The organism is Rhodoferax sp. GW821-FHT07G04 (assembly GCF_059418585.1).
In genome coordinates this window covers 539,194-554,691 of sequence record NZ_JBWKQD010000002.1, presented here as the reverse complement: position 1 = coordinate 554,691, position 15,498 = coordinate 539,194, and the positions used below count along the sequence as shown (strand labels likewise).

Annotated in this window: 12 protein-coding genes; 3 read left to right on the top strand and 9 right to left on the bottom strand. The window is 62.2% G+C overall.

Annotated features, from left to right (window positions below; translation table 11 throughout):
• Nucleotides 1-13 precede the first annotated feature (13 nt).
• Together AC07OO_RS11725 and bfr are read left to right on the top strand one after the other, a co-directional pair.
• Nucleotides 14-1,999: a trypsin-like peptidase domain-containing protein gene (locus tag AC07OO_RS11725; RefSeq protein WP_495082284.1), complete on the top strand. Its 1,986-nt coding sequence runs from the start codon at nt 14-16 to the stop codon at nt 1,997-1,999.
• 159 nt (nt 2,000-2,158) lie between these two features.
• Entirely contained in the window at nt 2,159-2,635 is a 477-nt protein-coding gene (gene bfr, locus AC07OO_RS11720; RefSeq protein WP_495082283.1) for a bacterioferritin, read from the top strand.
• A 32-nt stretch (nt 2,636-2,667) separates the two neighbouring features.
• Here bfr and AC07OO_RS11715 read toward each other — a convergent pair whose 3' ends face one another.
• The 4 genes from AC07OO_RS11715 to AC07OO_RS11700 all read right to left on the bottom strand — a co-directional run bounded on the left by AC07OO_RS11715 (nt 2,668) and on the right by AC07OO_RS11700 (nt 6,780).
• Nucleotides 2,668-2,904 (bottom strand): (2Fe-2S)-binding protein, encoded by a 237-nt coding sequence (locus tag AC07OO_RS11715; protein WP_495082282.1) that lies wholly within the window; start codon nt 2,902-2,904, stop codon nt 2,668-2,670.
• Between the two features lie 121 nt (nt 2,905-3,025).
• Nucleotides 3,026-4,129: an ABC transporter ATP-binding protein gene (locus AC07OO_RS11710; RefSeq protein WP_495082281.1), complete on the bottom strand. Its 1,104-nt coding sequence runs from the start codon at nt 4,127-4,129 to the stop codon at nt 3,026-3,028.
• A 7-nt stretch (nt 4,130-4,136) separates the two neighbouring features.
• Complete coding sequence (locus AC07OO_RS11705; RefSeq protein WP_495082280.1) at nt 4,137-5,729, bottom strand: ABC transporter permease; 1,593 nt, start codon at nt 5,727-5,729, stop codon at nt 4,137-4,139.
• Nucleotides 5,730-5,766: 37 nt separating this feature from the next.
• Nucleotides 5,767-6,780: an iron ABC transporter substrate-binding protein gene (locus AC07OO_RS11700; protein WP_495082279.1), complete on the bottom strand. Its 1,014-nt coding sequence runs from the start codon at nt 6,778-6,780 to the stop codon at nt 5,767-5,769.
• Nucleotides 6,781-7,085: 305 nt separating this feature from the next.
• Between AC07OO_RS11700 and selD the strand changes: the two genes are divergently transcribed.
• Complete coding sequence (selD, locus tag AC07OO_RS11695) at nt 7,086-8,174, top strand: selenide, water dikinase SelD (RefSeq protein WP_495082278.1); 1,089 nt, start codon at nt 7,086-7,088, stop codon at nt 8,172-8,174.
• Between the two features lie 20 nt (nt 8,175-8,194).
• On the opposite strand, the gene AC07OO_RS11690 is transcribed toward selD, so the two are convergent.
• The 5 genes from AC07OO_RS11690 to AC07OO_RS11670 all read right to left on the bottom strand — a co-directional run bounded on the left by AC07OO_RS11690 (nt 8,195) and on the right by AC07OO_RS11670 (nt 15,198).
• Nucleotides 8,195-9,346: an FAD-dependent oxidoreductase gene (locus tag AC07OO_RS11690; protein ID WP_495082277.1), complete on the bottom strand. Its 1,152-nt coding sequence runs from the start codon at nt 9,344-9,346 to the stop codon at nt 8,195-8,197.
• 7 nt (nt 9,347-9,353) lie between these two features.
• Nucleotides 9,354-10,019 carry a DUF3047 domain-containing protein gene (locus AC07OO_RS11685; RefSeq protein WP_495082276.1) on the bottom strand — a complete coding sequence of 222 codons (666 nt, stop codon included), beginning with the start codon at nt 10,017-10,019 and terminating at the stop codon, nt 9,354-9,356.
• 227 nt (nt 10,020-10,246) lie between these two features.
• Nucleotides 10,247-11,152, bottom strand: a complete 906-nt coding sequence (locus AC07OO_RS11680; protein WP_495082275.1) for a D-hexose-6-phosphate mutarotase — start codon at nt 11,150-11,152, stop codon at nt 10,247-10,249.
• 3 nt (nt 11,153-11,155) lie between these two features.
• On the bottom strand, nt 11,156-12,247 hold the full coding sequence (locus AC07OO_RS11675) for a glycoside hydrolase family 18 protein (protein WP_495082274.1): 1,092 nt from the start codon (nt 12,245-12,247) through the stop codon (nt 11,156-11,158).
• Between the two features lie 158 nt (nt 12,248-12,405).
• Entirely contained in the window at nt 12,406-15,198 is a 2,793-nt protein-coding gene (locus AC07OO_RS11670; protein WP_495082273.1) for a TonB-dependent receptor, read from the bottom strand.
• Between the last annotated feature and the right edge of the window lie 300 nt (nt 15,199-15,498).

Here is a 15,498-nt window from a genome sequence, read left to right as displayed (position 1 = left end):
CTGGGAGGCAAGCATGTGGATGTTGGGTTGGTCGCTGCGGGCGCGCATAGGTTGGTGCTCGTGGGTCGGCGCAAAAGGCTGGCTGCTGGGGCTGGCCTTTTTGCCTCTGTCGGCCTTTGCTGCGGTCGGCTCGGGGACGGGATTTTTCATTACCCCCGATGGCCACATTGCGACCAACTTCCATGTGATTGAAGGGGCCGTCGAAGTGGCAGTGCGCGACAGCAGCGGCCGCACCCACGCGGCCCGCATTGTCCGCACCGACATCAAAAACGACCTGGCGATCTTGAAGATCGAAGGCCGGTTTCCGGCGCTGGCTTTGGCCCATTCCAACACCATGCGCAAGGGCGACTCCGTGTTCACGCTGGGGTTTCCCAATCCGGGTGTGCAGGGCTTGGCAGTCAAGTTCACCGAGGGCACCATCAGTAGCCTCTCCGGCATCCAAGACCAGCCCAATGTCTTTCAGATGTCGGTTCCGATTCAGCCAGGGAACTCGGGCGGCCCCTTGCTGAGTCGCGACGGGGCGGTGGTGGGGGTCGTTGTCGCCAAGCTCAATGCAACGTACGCCATGCAAAACGGCATGGGCGTGCCAGACGCCGTCAATTACGCCGTCAAGTCCAATTACTTGTTGGAGCTGGTGGGTAATGAGCCCCAGGTGCAATCCCAACTGCCCGCACCGACGAATCTTTCTGGAGCGCCCGTACTTGCAGACCTGATAGCGGAGGTGGAGTCCAAGGTTGTCTTCATTGTTGCCAAGCTGCCGGACGTGGCGCGTGCATCTGTTCCGCCCTCTCGCAACACACCGGCGCCTGCACAGCCTCCCGTTGCACGCCCCATGCCGCCGGCGTCCAGCGCACAGCAACCGCGCTACGAGCGCGACGCGGAGGCGCAGGAGGCTTACCTCAACGGACGTACGGCCCTCAAGGAGTCGCGCTGGGCGGATGCACTGCGCTTCATAGGGCGGGCGGCCAGCCTGGACCTCGCTGAAGCACAGGCTGAAATGGGTGTCATGTACGCCTATGGTATTGCGGTGGTGCGGGACGACGTAGAAGCCGTGCGCTGGCTGCGCTTGGCCGTTGACAAGGGCAACGCCACGGCGCAGGCGAATCTGGGCCTGATGACCGAGCAGGGGCGTGGCGTGGCCAAAGACCAGGCGCAAGCACTGCGGTGGTATCGGATGTCGGCGGACAAAGGCAATGCCCTGGGGCAGTACCAATTGGGCCGTGTGCACTTCGAAGGCTTGGGCGTTACCCGCGACCCGGAGGAGGCCGTGCGCCTGTACCGATTGGCCGCAGCGCAGGGACTTGCCAGTGCACAGGCGGGCATGGGGCTGGCGTATTCCAAGGGCGAGGGTTTGCCCAAGGACCGGGTGGAGGCCTTGCATTGGTATCGGCTGGCCGCGGATCAAGGGAACACGGCTGGCCAAGCCTTTGTGGGGCGTGCTTATCTCTTGGGGCAAGGGGTTAAGAAGGATGAAGTGGCAGCCGAACACTGGACGCGATTGGCTGCTGAAAAAGGAGACCCCGAAGCGCAAAACCGTTTGGCATATATCTTGGCAAACGGACTGGGCGTCGCAAAAGACGATGTCCAGGCTGTGCGCTGGGCTCGCCTCTCCGCCAATCAAGGCAACCCATTTGGACAAAATCAGCTAGGCCACCTGTATCTCAATGGTCGCGGGGTCGCAAAGAGCATTCAGGAAGCCTTGCGTTGGTTCCGTCTATCCGCAGAACAAAATCATCCAGATGGGCAAAACAACTTGGGTTGGATGTATGCCAGTGGAACTGGAGTTGCCAAAGATGATGTTGAAGCGGTGCGTTTGTACCGACTGGCGGCGGATCAGGGCAATATGTATGCTGAGAATAATCTGGCAGATATGCTGGCGAGTGGACGCGGTGCCGCGCGCGATGAAGAGCAGGCATTGCGGTTGTATCGCCTTTCTGCGGCCCAAGGAAGCGAAAAGGCACAGGCGAGCTTAAAGAGGCTCGCTCCCACCTTACCTTGATCAATCGCAGCCGTCGTTACAGACGGACGAAAATGCGAACGGCTATCAACCTCATACGCAAGCAGACCGCCAGTCCATGGGTATTGACGCAGCCCTTTGGCAAATACCGCGATGGCGCAGAAAATAGGGGCATTGCAATCAGAAGCCAAGGAGAACCCCATGAAGGGCGACGCACAAGTCATCGCGCACCTGCAAGCGCAATTGAAGAACGAACTGACAGCCATCAACCAATACTTCCTGCACTACCGCATGCTCAAGCATTGGGGGCTGGATAAGCTGGCCAAGAAGGAGTACGAGGAGTCCATTGGCGAAATGAAGCACGCCGACCAACTGATGGACCGCATCTTCATGCTCGACGGCCTGCCCAATCTGCAAGATTTGTCCAAGCTACTGGTGGGCGAAAGCGTGCCGGAGATTTTGGCCTGCGACCTGCAGAGCGAACAGGGTGCTCAGGCGACGATCAAGGCAGGCATTGCGCACTGCGAATCGGTGCGCGACTATGGCTCGCGCGACCTGTTGCAAGGCATTTTGGAAGACACCGAAGAGCACATCGACTTCCTGGAAACCCAGATTGACCTCATCGACAAGGTTGGCCTGCAGAACTACCTGCAAAGCCAGATGGGGACGCCCAGCTAGTTAATCAGCCGGCAGGAGACGAGGCAGGTGGTCTAAGCGTGAATCGCTGCCAGCCTGCCGTGCATCACGACGGGCTGGGTTTCGCGGTTGAGTGCCGCCACGGGGTGCGTGCGGTTGCACTGGGCCACCACGTCACGGGCGCATTCTTCGCATTTGCCACATTGCGTTGCCACGCCCAATTCAAACTGAATGTCGTCAAAGCCCATGCCCGCATGCACATGGCGAGCAATTTCTCGGTCAGAGACGCGCTTGCAAACACAAACAATCATGGGCTAGGGCTATGTGGGCGATAGGTTGATGAATGTGATTATAAATGCGAATTCCTCGCATTCGCAATATCCCTAAAGTCTGCCCTGGTTCTGTTCCGTTGTGCCTCTGCACCGGTTAAGCCTAGGCTGAAGCCTGCAACACGTGGGCCAAGCCCGTCACGTTGATACGTACCTGGGAACCGGTGGTGATGGCCGGGTTGGTGGGGATGTTGACCGCAATGGAGGTTTCTGGCGAGACGTCCCGGGTTAGCAAGGCCGAGTGTTCATTCGAGGGCAATCGGATGTGTACGTCACAGGTACTACCCAGGAAATTCAGGCCGCTGACCACGCCAGTGGTCGCAGGAAGGCTGGCGTCTGCAGTATGCGGCGTTGCGTTGACGATGGTCAACTGTTCGGGCCGCAGCAGGATGCGTTGTGCGCCCGACAGCGGCGAATCACCCACTGGAATGTCGCCCAGATCGCAGCGTGCACGGCCGCCCTCTACCAGAGCCTGCAAGATGATGGCGTCGCCCAGGAAGATCGCCGTTTCGGCATCCACCGGGCGCTGGTACACCTCGCGGGCTGGGCCTACCTGCACCAGGCGCCCGTTACGCATCACGGCCACGTTGTCGGCAAATGACAGAGCCTCGGCTTGGTCATGCGTGACCAGAATGGTGGTGATGCCCGCGCGCGCCAGCAATTCGGCTACGGCCTTGCGGGTGGCGACCCGCAGGCCGGTGTCCAGCGCAGAAAAGGGCTCGTCCAGCAGTATCAATTGGGGGCGCAAGGCCAGGGCTCGGGCCAAAGCAACACGCTGTTGCTGCCCACCCGAAATCTCATGCGGCCGTGCGCGCAGCAGCGCGTGGTCCAGGGCAACCATATCCATCAACTCGTGGATGCGCGCTTGCCGGTCCGCCGCTTTGCGCGGCAGGCCAAAGCCGATGTTGTCCGCCACGCTCAGATGCGGGAACAGTGCGCCCTCTTGCGGCACAAAACCTATGCCCCGCAGATGGGCTGGCACCGCTTGCGCGCCGTCGGCCAGCGTGCGCCCGCCCAGGCTCAACTGCCCGGCATTGGGTGCCTCAAAGCCTGCGATGACGCGCAACAGCGTGGTCTTGCCCGAACCGGAAGGCCCCACGATGGCCATTCGACTGCCTGCCGCTACCCGTAGATCGATGCCATGCAGCACGGCTGTGTCGCCATAGCGCTTGTGGATGCCGTGGAGTTGGAGGTAATCGGTCGTCATCTTCTTGTTATCGCCCAGCGCTTCGTTTCGATTGCATTTGCAGCATCCATGTCATCGGCAGCGACAGCAGGACCATCAGCAATGCATAGGGTGCAGCGGCTGCGTAGTCCAGTTCACCGCTGTAATTCCAAAAGCTGGTTGCCAGGGTTTGCGTGCCATTGGGCGCCAGCATCAGTGTGGCCGTCAACTCGTTGGTCACACCCAGAAATACCATGGCCATGCCAGCAGCTGCCCCCGGTGCGGCCAGGCGCAGCGTGACGGACCATAGTGCGCCAGTTGGTGTGCGGCCCAGGCTGCGCGCCACTTGTTCCAACTCCACTGGCGCCTGGGAAATGCCTGCGCGCAGGCTGACCAGTGCGCGGGGCAAAAACAAGATGGCGTAGGCCAGCAAAACGGTGAGGGCGGTTTGGTAGATCGGCAGGCGCACGGTGACCGTGATCAAGGCCAGGGCTACCACGACCCCCGGCAAAGCGCCCACCACGTAGTTGCCGGTTTCCAGCCAGCGCTGCAGGCGGCTGGGCGCACGTACGGAAAGCCAAGCCATGGGTATTGCCACCAGGGTTGTCAGCAGGGCTGCACCGGTGGCCAGACCCAGGGTTTGTGCAATGGCTTCGGTCATTTCCGCAGCGTTCCAGGCCCCGGCGCCACCGATCAGCAACCAGCGCCCCAAGGTAAGCAGCGGCACACCCAAGGCCAATGCGGTTGTCAGTAGGGGCAATATCAGGCACAGCAGCGTGGCGCCGCCCAGGCGCTGGCGTATGGGCATGCGCGGTGCGCCTGTGCCCACGCGCGCATAGCGCTCATGGCCCCGCGCCAGGTTTTCTGCGCCCAGCAAGGCCAGGCAACACACAGCCAGCACGCCGGCCAGCATGCTGGCGGCAGGGCTGTTGTAGCTGGATTGAAATTGATCGACGATGGCGGTGGTGAACGTGTCAAAGCGAATCATCACGTACAGCCCGTACTCTGCCAACAGATGCAGGCCGATCAGTAGCGCACCACCACACAGTGCCAGACGCAGTTGCGGCAAGACCACGCGGAAGAAGACTTGCACAGGGGGCAGGCCCAAGGAGGCCGCGGCATCTTCCACACCAGGGTCCAGACGGCGCAGTGCGGCCGCGACGGGCAGGTACATGAAGGGCAGGTAGGCGCAGATCGAAACCAGAACCCCGCCACCCAGACCGCCAAGTCCCGGTGCCACCGTGATCCATGCATAGCTTTGCACAAAGGCGGGCACTGCCAAGGGGGCCACTGCCAACCAGGACCATAGGCGATGGCCGGGCAGGTCGCTGCGCTCGGTCAACCAAGCCAGCGCGGTGGCCAGTACCGCGCACAGGGGTATGGTGCAACCAACCAATAGTGCGGAATTGATCAACAACTCACCCACGCGCGGGCGAAAGACCAGAGCGACAACCGTGTCCCAGCCGGTCTGTATCGCGACCCACACGACAAAGCCCAGTGGCAGCAACGCGCACACGGTCACCAAGAGGGCAGCTACCAGCACCCACGGCGTGCCCATACGGCTGGCTTGGTAGTCTCGGGTAGCAGCGGCCGGGCCACGCGCAGCCTGTGGGGCTGCCGTTACGGTGCTGTCGGTGGTCAAAGAGGGCGCTGTCTGCAACGGTTAAGAGCCTGGAGCCTTACAGCAGCCCAGCCTGAGTCATCAGCTCCGCGACCTTGCGGCTGTTGAGCTTGGAAGGCTCCAGCTTGGGCGCATGCAGATCGGCCAAAGGCACGAGCTTGGAGCTGGACTCCGCGCCCAGTCCCACCGCGTATTCGTAGGAGCTGCCGGTGCGAAGGATCTCTTGCCCGTTCTTGCCCGCAATCCACTGCACAAAAGCTTGCGCCTGTGGCTTGTGTTTGCTGGCAGCCAACACGGCACCGCCGGAAATGCTGACAAAGGCGCCGGGGTCTTCATTACGGAAGTAGTAGACGCCGGTGCTGTTGCTGTTCTCACCGGTCTTGGCCTGGTCGCTGACGCGGTAGTAGTGGTAGATCACGCCAGAGTCCACCTCACCGGAGTTGACTGCCTTTAACACCACGCCATTGCCTTTGTAGGTCTTCGCGTTTTCCTTCATGCCTTTGAGCCAGTTCAACGTGACGGTCTCGCCTTTGAGCTCCAGCATTGCGCTGACGATGGCCTGGAAGTCAGCGCCGGCCGGTGCGGCCGCCCAACGGCCCTTCCACGTCGGGCTGGCCAAGTCCAACAGCGACTTGGGAGCCTGGCTGGAGTTCATCTTGACCTTGTTGAAGATGAACACGGTACTGCGCGCGGCAATGCCCGTCCATTGACCGGTGCCGGAGCGAAAGTGCGCAGGCACCTGGGCCAGCGTGGCCGGGTCCAGTGGCGCCAGCAGGCCGGCGGATTCCACCAGCGTCATGGCGGGTGAGTTCTCGGTCAGAAAGACATCGGCGGGCGTGTTGGCGCCTTCTTGCACCAACTGGTTGGCCATTTCCGTATCGCCACCGTTGCGGACGATCACTTTGATACCGGTATCTCGCTCAAAGCCTTCGACCCAGGCCTTGGTCAGCGTCGCGTGTTGGGCGTTGTAGACGGTGATGGTGCCGCCGGCTGGGGCCTGCGCCCATGCGCCAACCGAAGTGGCGCCCATCAGGCACAGCAGGGCCGCGCCCACAAGTGTTTTGTATGTCATAGCTTTTGAAAGCACGTTTGAAAATCGGATACCAAGCAAAACGGAGCCTACTGATCGCCCTCAAAACCGTGGCACTTCGACCGGGGTTTCCATGAAAACAGGGGGCGATTCGTGGGAAAAAGACCGTGCTATTGTCGCAAATACAATTGAGAATGATTCTCAAGTAAGGAGTTTAATTTGCCAGGGCGGCTCTGTCAAGCTTGCCAGTCTTCAGTGGATGTTAAGGCCGTAGCCCGCCATTGAGCGCAAAAGGCCCAATTTGGGATACTGTGCAGCACCCCCACTCCTTCTCTGGCCGCCATCCCATGAATGCCACAGCCTCCTCTGGTACACCACCCCACACCGAACCCCGCCTGACCTCGCTATCGCATGGCGGCGGTTGCGGCTGCAAGATCGCGCCGGGTGTACTGTCGCAAATCCTGAAGACGACCACCGCGATGCCGCTGCCACCGGAACTGCTGGTGGGTATAGAGACGGCGGACGATGCGGCGGTCTACCAGCTCAATGCAGAGCAGGCGCTGATCGCCACTACCGACTTCTTCATGCCCATTGTCGACAACCCCTACGACTTTGGCCGCATTGCTGCCACCAATGCCATCTCCGACGTCTACGCCATGGGTGGCACCCCCATCATGGCGCTCGCCCTGGTGGGCATGCCCATCAATGTGCTGTCAGTCGAGACCATTGGCCAGATCCTGGCCGGCGGTGCTGCGGTGTGCAAGGCGGCGGGCATACCCATTGCAGGGGGGCACACCATTGACTCGGTGGAGCCTATCTACGGCCTGGTGGCCTTGGGGCTGGTGCACCCCCAGCGGGTCCGGCGCAACGCCGATGCCAAGGTCGGTGACCGCCTGATTCTGGGCAAGCCCTTGGGCGTGGGCGTTCTGTCGGCGGCGTTGAAGAAAGAAAAACTCGATGCCGCCGGCTACGCCCGCATGCTGGAGGTGACCACGCAACTCAACACGCCCGGGCCCGCTTTGGCGGCCCTGGACGGCGTGCATGCCTTGACGGATGTCACCGGCTTTGGCCTGGCGGGCCACGCCCTGGAAATGGCGCGTGGCGCCCAGTGTGTGGTGCAGGTGGATTGGGCGCGTGTGCCACTCATCGACGGCGTGCAGGCCCTGGCTGGCGCGGGTATGGTCACGGGGGCGTCGGGCCGCAACTGGGCGGCCTATGGGCACGAGGTCGCGCTGCCCGCGGGTTTTGCCGCTGTCGATCAGGCGCTATTGAGCGACCCGCAGACCAGTGGTGGTTTGCTGGTCAGTTGCGCACCTGAGGCGGTGGATGCCGTGCTGGACATCTTTCAGCGCCATGGCTTTGCGGCGGCTGCAGAGATAGGGTGTGTACTACCCGCTGGCAGCGCTGACGGAGGCGCCGTGCTGCAGGTCGTCTGACGCCGCGGGGGTGGGCTTGTCTAGGTGGACGGATGGGCAAACCGCGCGACAAAGCGCTTGTCCCGCCAGCTTTTCCACCACCACACCCACCAGCCCTGGGCGCTCAAGCGGCCCCAGGCCGCCACGGCGTGGCGCCCGCCGCACGATAGCAGGTTCAGGCCCATCCGCGGTGGGTGATGGGGCTTGAGTGCGGAGCCGGTCACTGCTGCTGCCAGGTTGTGGGCCAGTGCGGAACCCGTATTAGCGTCGTTGCCGTCGCTGGCCAGGGGGTGGCGGTCGACGCGGCTGCTGACGCCCCCGGCCGCAAAGACGCGGCTGTGGCTGGTGGAACGCTGGTAAATGTCCACGGCCAAGAACCCCTGGCTGTCCAGCGCCAAGCCACTGCCAGCCAGCCACTGCGGCGCTTGCGCGCCCATGGCCAGCACGGGAACATCACAGGCCAGATTGGCGCCACAACCCAGTTGCACCGAGTCTGCTTTCAAGGACAGGGCCACATCTTGCAACACCGTGACGCGGCGGCGCTTCAGCATGGCCACCAGGCGCTGCTGCACCTTGGGCGAGTAGGCGGCGCCCGGGAGTTCGGGACCGCACACCAAGGTAACGGCCGCGTTGCGCAGGCGGTGGCGCACGGCCAAGGCCAGCTCCACGCCCGGGGTACCGCCGCCGACCACGGCCACACGCAGGGGGCGGGCTTCGCCCATGGCGACCACCCGTGGCCACAGCGCGCTGAAGGCCTCTGCGGGGCGTATGAAGAGACCGTGTTCGCGCGCGCCCGGCAGGGCCTGTTCCATGCGCTCACGGTCCTGCACCGGGCCGGTGTTGACCGACAGCCAGTCAAAGGCAAGTGTGCTGCCATCGTCCAGTTGCAGCGCCTGCCCCTGTGCATCCAAGGCCGTGGCGTTGCGCTCCAACCAGCGGATACCGCTGCGTTGTACCAGCGGCTCCAGCGGTATCTGGCAGCGGTCCAGCGGGTAATGGCCAGCAACAAAGCCGGGCACCATGCCGGCGTATACGAGGTTTTGGTTGGACGCCACCAGGGTCACCGCCACTCCGGGCAGGGGGTGGGCGGCCAATTGAGCCAGCACCTGCACATGGGCGGGGCCGGCGCCCAGCAATACCAGTTGCTGGGTTCTTGGCGGAGTGGCTTGCGGCGGGCTGGCTTGGGCTGTCATAGGGCGGCTATTGTTCCACGAGTGTCAGATCGCCGACATAGGCCAGGCTGGTCTCGCCGGTGTTGTCGGCATCGGCTCCCACCACGATGGCCATCAGCGGTGGCACGGTGTTGCTCTCGGTGCCGAAGCTCTTTAGAAAGTCGGCGTTCAAGTCGCGGCTGTGGACCACCCAGTGTTGCAGCGGACTGTGGGCGGAATCCAGCACCAGGTAGTGCATGCGTTTGGTGAAGGCATTGGGTAGCTCGGTGCCGGCGGCCAGCTTCTGATCCCATACGTAGCACAGCGTAGCCCCCGGCAGGTGTTCACCGCTGGCGCTACGGGCCAGGCGCAGCAGATTGCGGTCGATAAAACCCAGATGGTCCAAGGGGAGATCAAACAGTGCGCAGACTTTGATCGGCGTGTCGTCACCGCTCTTGGTATGCAGGTCAGCCCCCACAATGGGTTGATCCAGCCGCCAGCGCCAGCGCAGCAGGTAGTGGCCGGCGGTCTTGTAGGGAGTCAACGCGTGGGTCAGGTTGGCATAGGAGTGGTCGGTTCGCACGCGCAGCACCCTGTCACCGCCCAGGGGGACTACGTCAAACTGCGTCAAGGGCTTGCGCGTATTGCCCGGAAGGCCGACCACGCGCCAGGGCACAGGGGGCGGCCCCTCGGCGGCGTTGGAGAACGGGTGCAACGTTGGCGGGGTATGGGGAGCTGTCTGTGCTTCTTCCGCCAGGCTCTGGGCAGACAGGCATATGCAAATAATGCCGCCAGCCCTCGCCAAGATTGGATGAGAAGCTATTAAATCAGTAGCAGACGTTTGAAAGCGGTTTACCCGCACGCTGGCCTCCGGCATGGGCCTGCGCAACCACTCCCGCAAGCCTTTAGGGCCAGTGTAGGCCAGGTTTCGCCGCGGGGCCGCTAAATCTGGTTACCTGCTGTTTCCACCGCCAGGGTCTGGCGCAAGCGGTGCTGTGCGCCGGGTTGCAGATGGACCATGTCGGCGCCGGCATTGGCCACCTCCGCACATAAGAAGCGGCACCAGCTCTCGCCGGGCACATCGGCCATGCTCTGTGCTTGGGCCTGGCCGGGGTTCCAGACCACCAGCGACTGGCTGCCTTCGGTGTGGATATGGATGCGGCGCTGCCCAGCCCTGTCGTGCAGCAGGTAGTGGTGCTGGGTTGTGGCCGGTGTGGTTTGCTGGTAAACGCGGTCACACGCCTGGTCCAGCACAAAGGGGCCGGTCTGTGTCTGCCCGGCGGCCCCGGTGAGTTTGTCGTCGTAGCGCAGGCCGTCAAGCGCCGCGATCTGCACCTGTTGAACGTCTTGCACCGCAAAGTAGCTGTGCAGGGCCTGGGTCAGCGCAAAGGTCTGCTCACCGGTATTCTGGGTCTCCAGTGTCTGTACCAGAGTCTCTCCCAGGTCAATCTGCACGCTGACCACCAGGCCGCTGGCAAAGCGGGTCAGAGGGTCGTCGGATGCCGCGGTGCGGCAGGGCGCCAGTGTCAGGCTGACGAGGTCCGCACTGTCGGCGTCGACGCGGACGACCTCCCAGGGCCGGTTGCGCACGGGGCCGTGCTGCATGGCGCCCTCGGGCATGCCCTGCTTGCCAAACCAGGGCCAGCAAATGGGGACGCCGCCCCGCAGCGGGTTGGGCAGAGTGCTCAGCGTGGGCGACACCCACAGCACTTCACGCTGGCCGGCGGGTTGCCACGACAGCAACTGGGCCCCGTGCAGGGCCAGGACGGCAGTGCCGTGGCGGGTGCTCAGCCGCAGGCAGGGGCGGCCCGCATGTGCCAGGGCCTGGATGTGGGAAGGGTTCTGCATGCCCTATCGTAGGCCCTCGGCAAAGGCCCGTGAGAAGCTGAGCGCCGCGTGTTCGTTCAGGCTGCTGCAGGTGGGGGACACAGTAGTGGCGCCGCCCAGGCAGGGCGTGTCGCGGTCCAGCGACCAGAAGTGCAGGCCGCCCAGTTTCTCCTGGCGTACCCATCGTGCCAGCGCAGTGGCGTCGTCTGGCGTGAACACGTTCTCAACGACATCGTTGACACCCAGCATGGCCGTGACCTCGATCTGGGCCAGTGGCACACCGTGGCGGGCATGCAGATTGTGCGCAGCCTGGCGGGCTGACGCCGCCATGTCGCAGCGGCCATCGCGCACCACGCAGTTGGCAGACTTGGCGGGGCCGTAGTCCATGACCATCAGGTTGATGAAGTAGTTGTCGAGTTTGGCCGCGCGTATGGCGTCCAGCACGGTCTGGCCTTGCGCATTGATGCTGGTTTGACTGCCGTCGCTGGCCGCCAATGTGGCTACGGTAAAGCTCAAGCGCAAATGCGGCTGTGCCAATTGCATGGCCTTGATGCGCAGGAGCAGGCTGCGCACCATCTCCGGGGTTTGACCGGCTTCAATGTCAAAGTCAAAGCCCAGCAGCGACGGCGACGCGTAGCGGGCGATGAATTGCGCCATTGCCGCATCGCTGCCGCAGGTGAAGATGTTGCCTTCACCACCGGTGGAGATGATGTAGGGCAGGCCGGCTTGTTGCAGAGCGGTGATGTTCGCATCGGCCACGGTCTGTCCGGCCAGGGTGCCCCAGCGTTCCTGGCCACACTCACCGGCTGCAAAGGCCAGTGTGAGTGCCGTGGCGCCCGGCAGCAGCGTGGGCCGGGGCGTGACGGCCACCACTTGGCGTGGTCCGTTGACCTGGGTCGCGGCAGCAGGCATCTGCGGATCCAGTGCCATGGCCAGGTGCTTATAGGGGCTGTACACAAATTGTGTGGCCTGAGTCTGTGCCGATACCTTGCCCGGTTGTGGCGGAGCGGCGGCACAACCCAGCAGACCCAGGCTCAGGATCGCGCAGGGAGCGTATGCGGCCAGGCTGCGTAGCAGCGCCTTGGGAGAGAAGTGAAGCAGTACGGGAAATGCCATGGTGTTGGTTCTATCTGTTCTTGTCTGATCATTGCATGCGAAAAAAATGGGCAGGGAATTGCTTCCCTGCCCACTAAACAGACTGCGTTCGCCCCCGATTCAAGCAGCCCCCATCGCTCAGGAAATTGTCATATTCATGTAGCACTTAGCACGGGCTATCAGTACTTGACGCGCACGGTCGCAAACAGCGTGCGGCCTTGGCGACCCACGTCCACTTGGTCGCCGGTACGTGCAGAGGTCGTGCTCATCACCGGATCCAACAGATTCTGGCCTTCGATGGACAGGATCACGTTGGGGTTGATGTTGTAGTTGAATGCCATGCCCAGGGAGCCGCCGGCATCGACGTACACCGAGCGGGACGGCTGTGTGCCGAACAGGTAGGGTGAACGCTTGCTGTAGCTGATACGTGCGCTGAAGTTGCTGTCTTCGTAGTAGGCGCCCAGGTTGTAGGTCTGGCGGGATGTACCGAACATATTGCAGTCCACCGCGCCCACGAAGCTGTCGCCTGCGCACAGGGAGCCCTTCAGAGGTGTGGTTTCCTTGCCTTCGGCGTAGGTGTAGTTGGCATCCACACCGAAACCACCGCCCAGCGCTTGCTGGTAGCTCAGCTCGATACCACGCACGGATGCATCGGTAGCAGCGGGGCCGCCGATCGTGTAGGTCTCAACCTGCTTGGTGATGGAGTTGTAGAACTGGGCCTTGCTTTCGCCGTAGGTCACGTAGCCTTGCAGATTGTTGGTGAACAAGGTGGCAGCCAACAGCGAACGGGGAGCAAAGTACCACTCAGCGCCGATTTCAAAGTTGTTGGACGTTGTGGGGGCCAAGGTGGGGTTGGCACCGGTGCCGGTGTTGGTCGTGTCGTTCTTGTTCAGGCCAGCGTACTTGCCGAAGTCGGGGTGCGACATGGTCTTGCTCAGGGCCACGCGACCGATCAGCTCCTTGCTGAAGTCGTAGCGCAGGTTCAGGCTGGGCAGCACGTTGTTGAACGAGGCAGAGGTATCCCAGGGTGCGAACTTGTCGTTGCTTTGCAGCACGGTCTGGTAGGTACCGTTCACGTTGTCCACTTGGAACTGGTGCACGTCGTCCTTGGTAGTGACGAAGCGCACGCCCACATTACCGGACAGCTGGCCTGCGGCGAAGTTGCCTTGCACATAGGCTGCATTGACGGTTTCCTTGAAGTCAAACGCCTGGTTCCAGTCTTGGTCCTTGGGGTTGAAGCGCACATTGGCGTCGCCCCAGGCCTTGATCTGGTCGGGTGTGAAGGTCCAGAAGTTTTGCAGAGCACCGCCTGCGCCAGCGTCAAAGCCGGTGTAGAGGCTGGCACCAGGCAGGCTGGAGCCCAGCTTGCCGGCGTCAGTCTTGCTGCCGACGATCCAGCTGCGGCTGCGGGTGTGCTCTGTGCCGCGGATACCGAACTTCAGCGTGTGGAAGGTGCCGTCCAGGTTCAGCTTGCCGTCCAGGTGGAAGTAGTTCTCTTCATCCTTGGTGTCCATGATGTTGGACCAGCCTTGGACTTCGTCTTCGGTGCCCAGGCCGCCAGCGGTGCGCAGCGCGGCATTGGTTGCGTTGTTGCCGTTGGCGAAGGTGCCCGAGCTGGGGAAGGTCATGTTGAAGGCCTGGCCCTGGCCGTTCATGCGGTAGCCGGAGGCTGCGTAGGGACCCCAGATTTCGATGGCGTAGTCGGTGGAGTGGCCGGCGCTGGTGGTCTTGCCCAGCTTCAGGTCGAAGCTCAGGTCATCGTTGACCTTGTACTTGGCATCGAAGTTGGTGTATTCGGTCTTGGTGCGTGCGTCAGGACGTGCGGCCAAGTCCACGGCATTGGCGTGGGCAGCGGCGCAGCGTGCGGCGGCCTGTGCAGGCGTTGCATTCAGGGACGGTGCGATGACGCAAGGACCGGTGAATTGCAACTCTTCGATGATGCCATTGCCGTTGACGCGGGCAACCGTGGGCACCACACCCTTGTTCAGCATCGCAAAGCCGTCTTGCATCCAGTTGACGTTGTAGTTGGCAGCCTTCATTTCGCTGCTGAATGCATTCAGGCCCAATTGCAGGTTTGCGCTGGGCTTGAATTGCAGATCGATCAAACCACCTTCGCGCTTGCGGTCTTGGGTGAAGACAGCACTACCGTTCAAGGGCGCATAGCGGTGGGTCTTGGTCAGGTCGACGCCAGCGGCGGCCAGGGCTGCATTGGTGTCGCCACCCCAGCTGGTGTCTTCGTACAGCTTCCAGACGTTTTCAAACTCTTCGCGCTTCAAGGTGCGGGCTTGCGAGAACACTTGCACCAGAGCACCGAACGTGCCTTCGTCGTTCTTCCAGGAGCCCAGGGCCGACATTTGGGTGTCGTTCTTGTTGGCGTAGTTTTGGTTGGCAATACCCAGGCTGGCGGAGAAGCTCAGGGGTTGCTTGAAGTCCAGCGGACGGCGCGATTCGATATCGACCGTGCCCGACACGCCACCTTCGGGGATGGATGCTTCGGAGCTCTTGTGCACGGTGATGCGGCCCACCATATCGGAGGGCAACAGGCTGTAGCTGACGCTGCGGCCGCTGCCCACGATGTCGGCCCAGAACCAGTCGGCGCTGGCGACCGAGTGGCCATTCAAGGTGGTCAGTGTCAGGTTGTCCGCAGTACCGCGGATGGACACTTTCTCGTTTTCGCCCACTTGGCCAGCCGCACCACCGGCGGTGGTATTAACGCCAGGCACGCGGGACAGCGAGTCGGCCACGTTCTTGTCGGGCATCTTGCCGATGTCTTCGGCCGTGATGATTTCCACAACGGAGTCGGCGTTGCGCTTTTGGTTGATGGAGCGTTCCAGTGCACCGCGAATACCGGTCACCGTCACCGAGCTGAGCTCAGCTTCCGATTTGCCGGCCGCTGTCTGGGCCTGCGCCGATGCAACGCTCAGCAGGGTGAGCGCTACGGCGGCAGCTATGGGGGTGCGTATGAGTTTCATGTTGTCCTTTTCTTCAATAGGTCAAGGTGGGCCACTGGGTAATAAATCTCTTTTCCACCCCTCAATGCGGCTGGAGGCGCGTACCGCTTGAGGGGTTGTGGAACCTTTGATGCGTACAAACCAATTAATACCACATCAAAATTCTCAGATGCCACTATGCTACCAATTGTGTCCATTTGCAAGAATATTTGGTTCTGTGGTCCTAGGGAAAAACCCTATTTGTGGCTTTTTTCCGTCGTCTTTTGGGACAATGTGGTGCCAATGTTGTATGCAATCCCGTAGACCGGTGCGGCTATGTTG

Coding starts and splice junctions, on each gene's coding strand:
- AC07OO_RS11725 (WP_495082284.1), top strand. CDS start 14: ATGTGGATGTTGGGTTGGTCGCTGCGGGCGCGCATAGGTTGGTGCTCG.
- bfr (WP_495082283.1), top strand. CDS start 2,159: ATGAAGGGCGACGCACAAGTCATCGCGCACCTGCAAGCGCAATTGAAG.
- AC07OO_RS11715 (WP_495082282.1), bottom strand. CDS start 2,904: ATGATTGTTTGTGTTTGCAAGCGCGTCTCTGACCGAGAAATTGCTCGC.
- AC07OO_RS11710 (WP_495082281.1), bottom strand. CDS start 4,129: ATGACGACCGATTACCTCCAACTCCACGGCATCCACAAGCGCTATGGC.
- AC07OO_RS11700 (WP_495082279.1), bottom strand. CDS start 6,780: ATGACATACAAAACACTTGTGGGCGCGGCCCTGCTGTGCCTGATGGGC.
- selD (WP_495082278.1), top strand. CDS start 7,086: ATGAATGCCACAGCCTCCTCTGGTACACCACCCCACACCGAACCCCGC.
- AC07OO_RS11690 (WP_495082277.1), bottom strand. CDS start 9,346: ATGACAGCCCAAGCCAGCCCGCCGCAAGCCACTCCGCCAAGAACCCAG.
- AC07OO_RS11680 (WP_495082275.1), bottom strand. CDS start 11,152: ATGCAGAACCCTTCCCACATCCAGGCCCTGGCACATGCGGGCCGCCCC.
- AC07OO_RS11675 (WP_495082274.1), bottom strand. CDS start 12,247: ATGGCATTTCCCGTACTGCTTCACTTCTCTCCCAAGGCGCTGCTACGC.
- AC07OO_RS11670 (WP_495082273.1), bottom strand. CDS start 15,198: ATGAAACTCATACGCACCCCCATAGCTGCCGCCGTAGCGCTCACCCTG.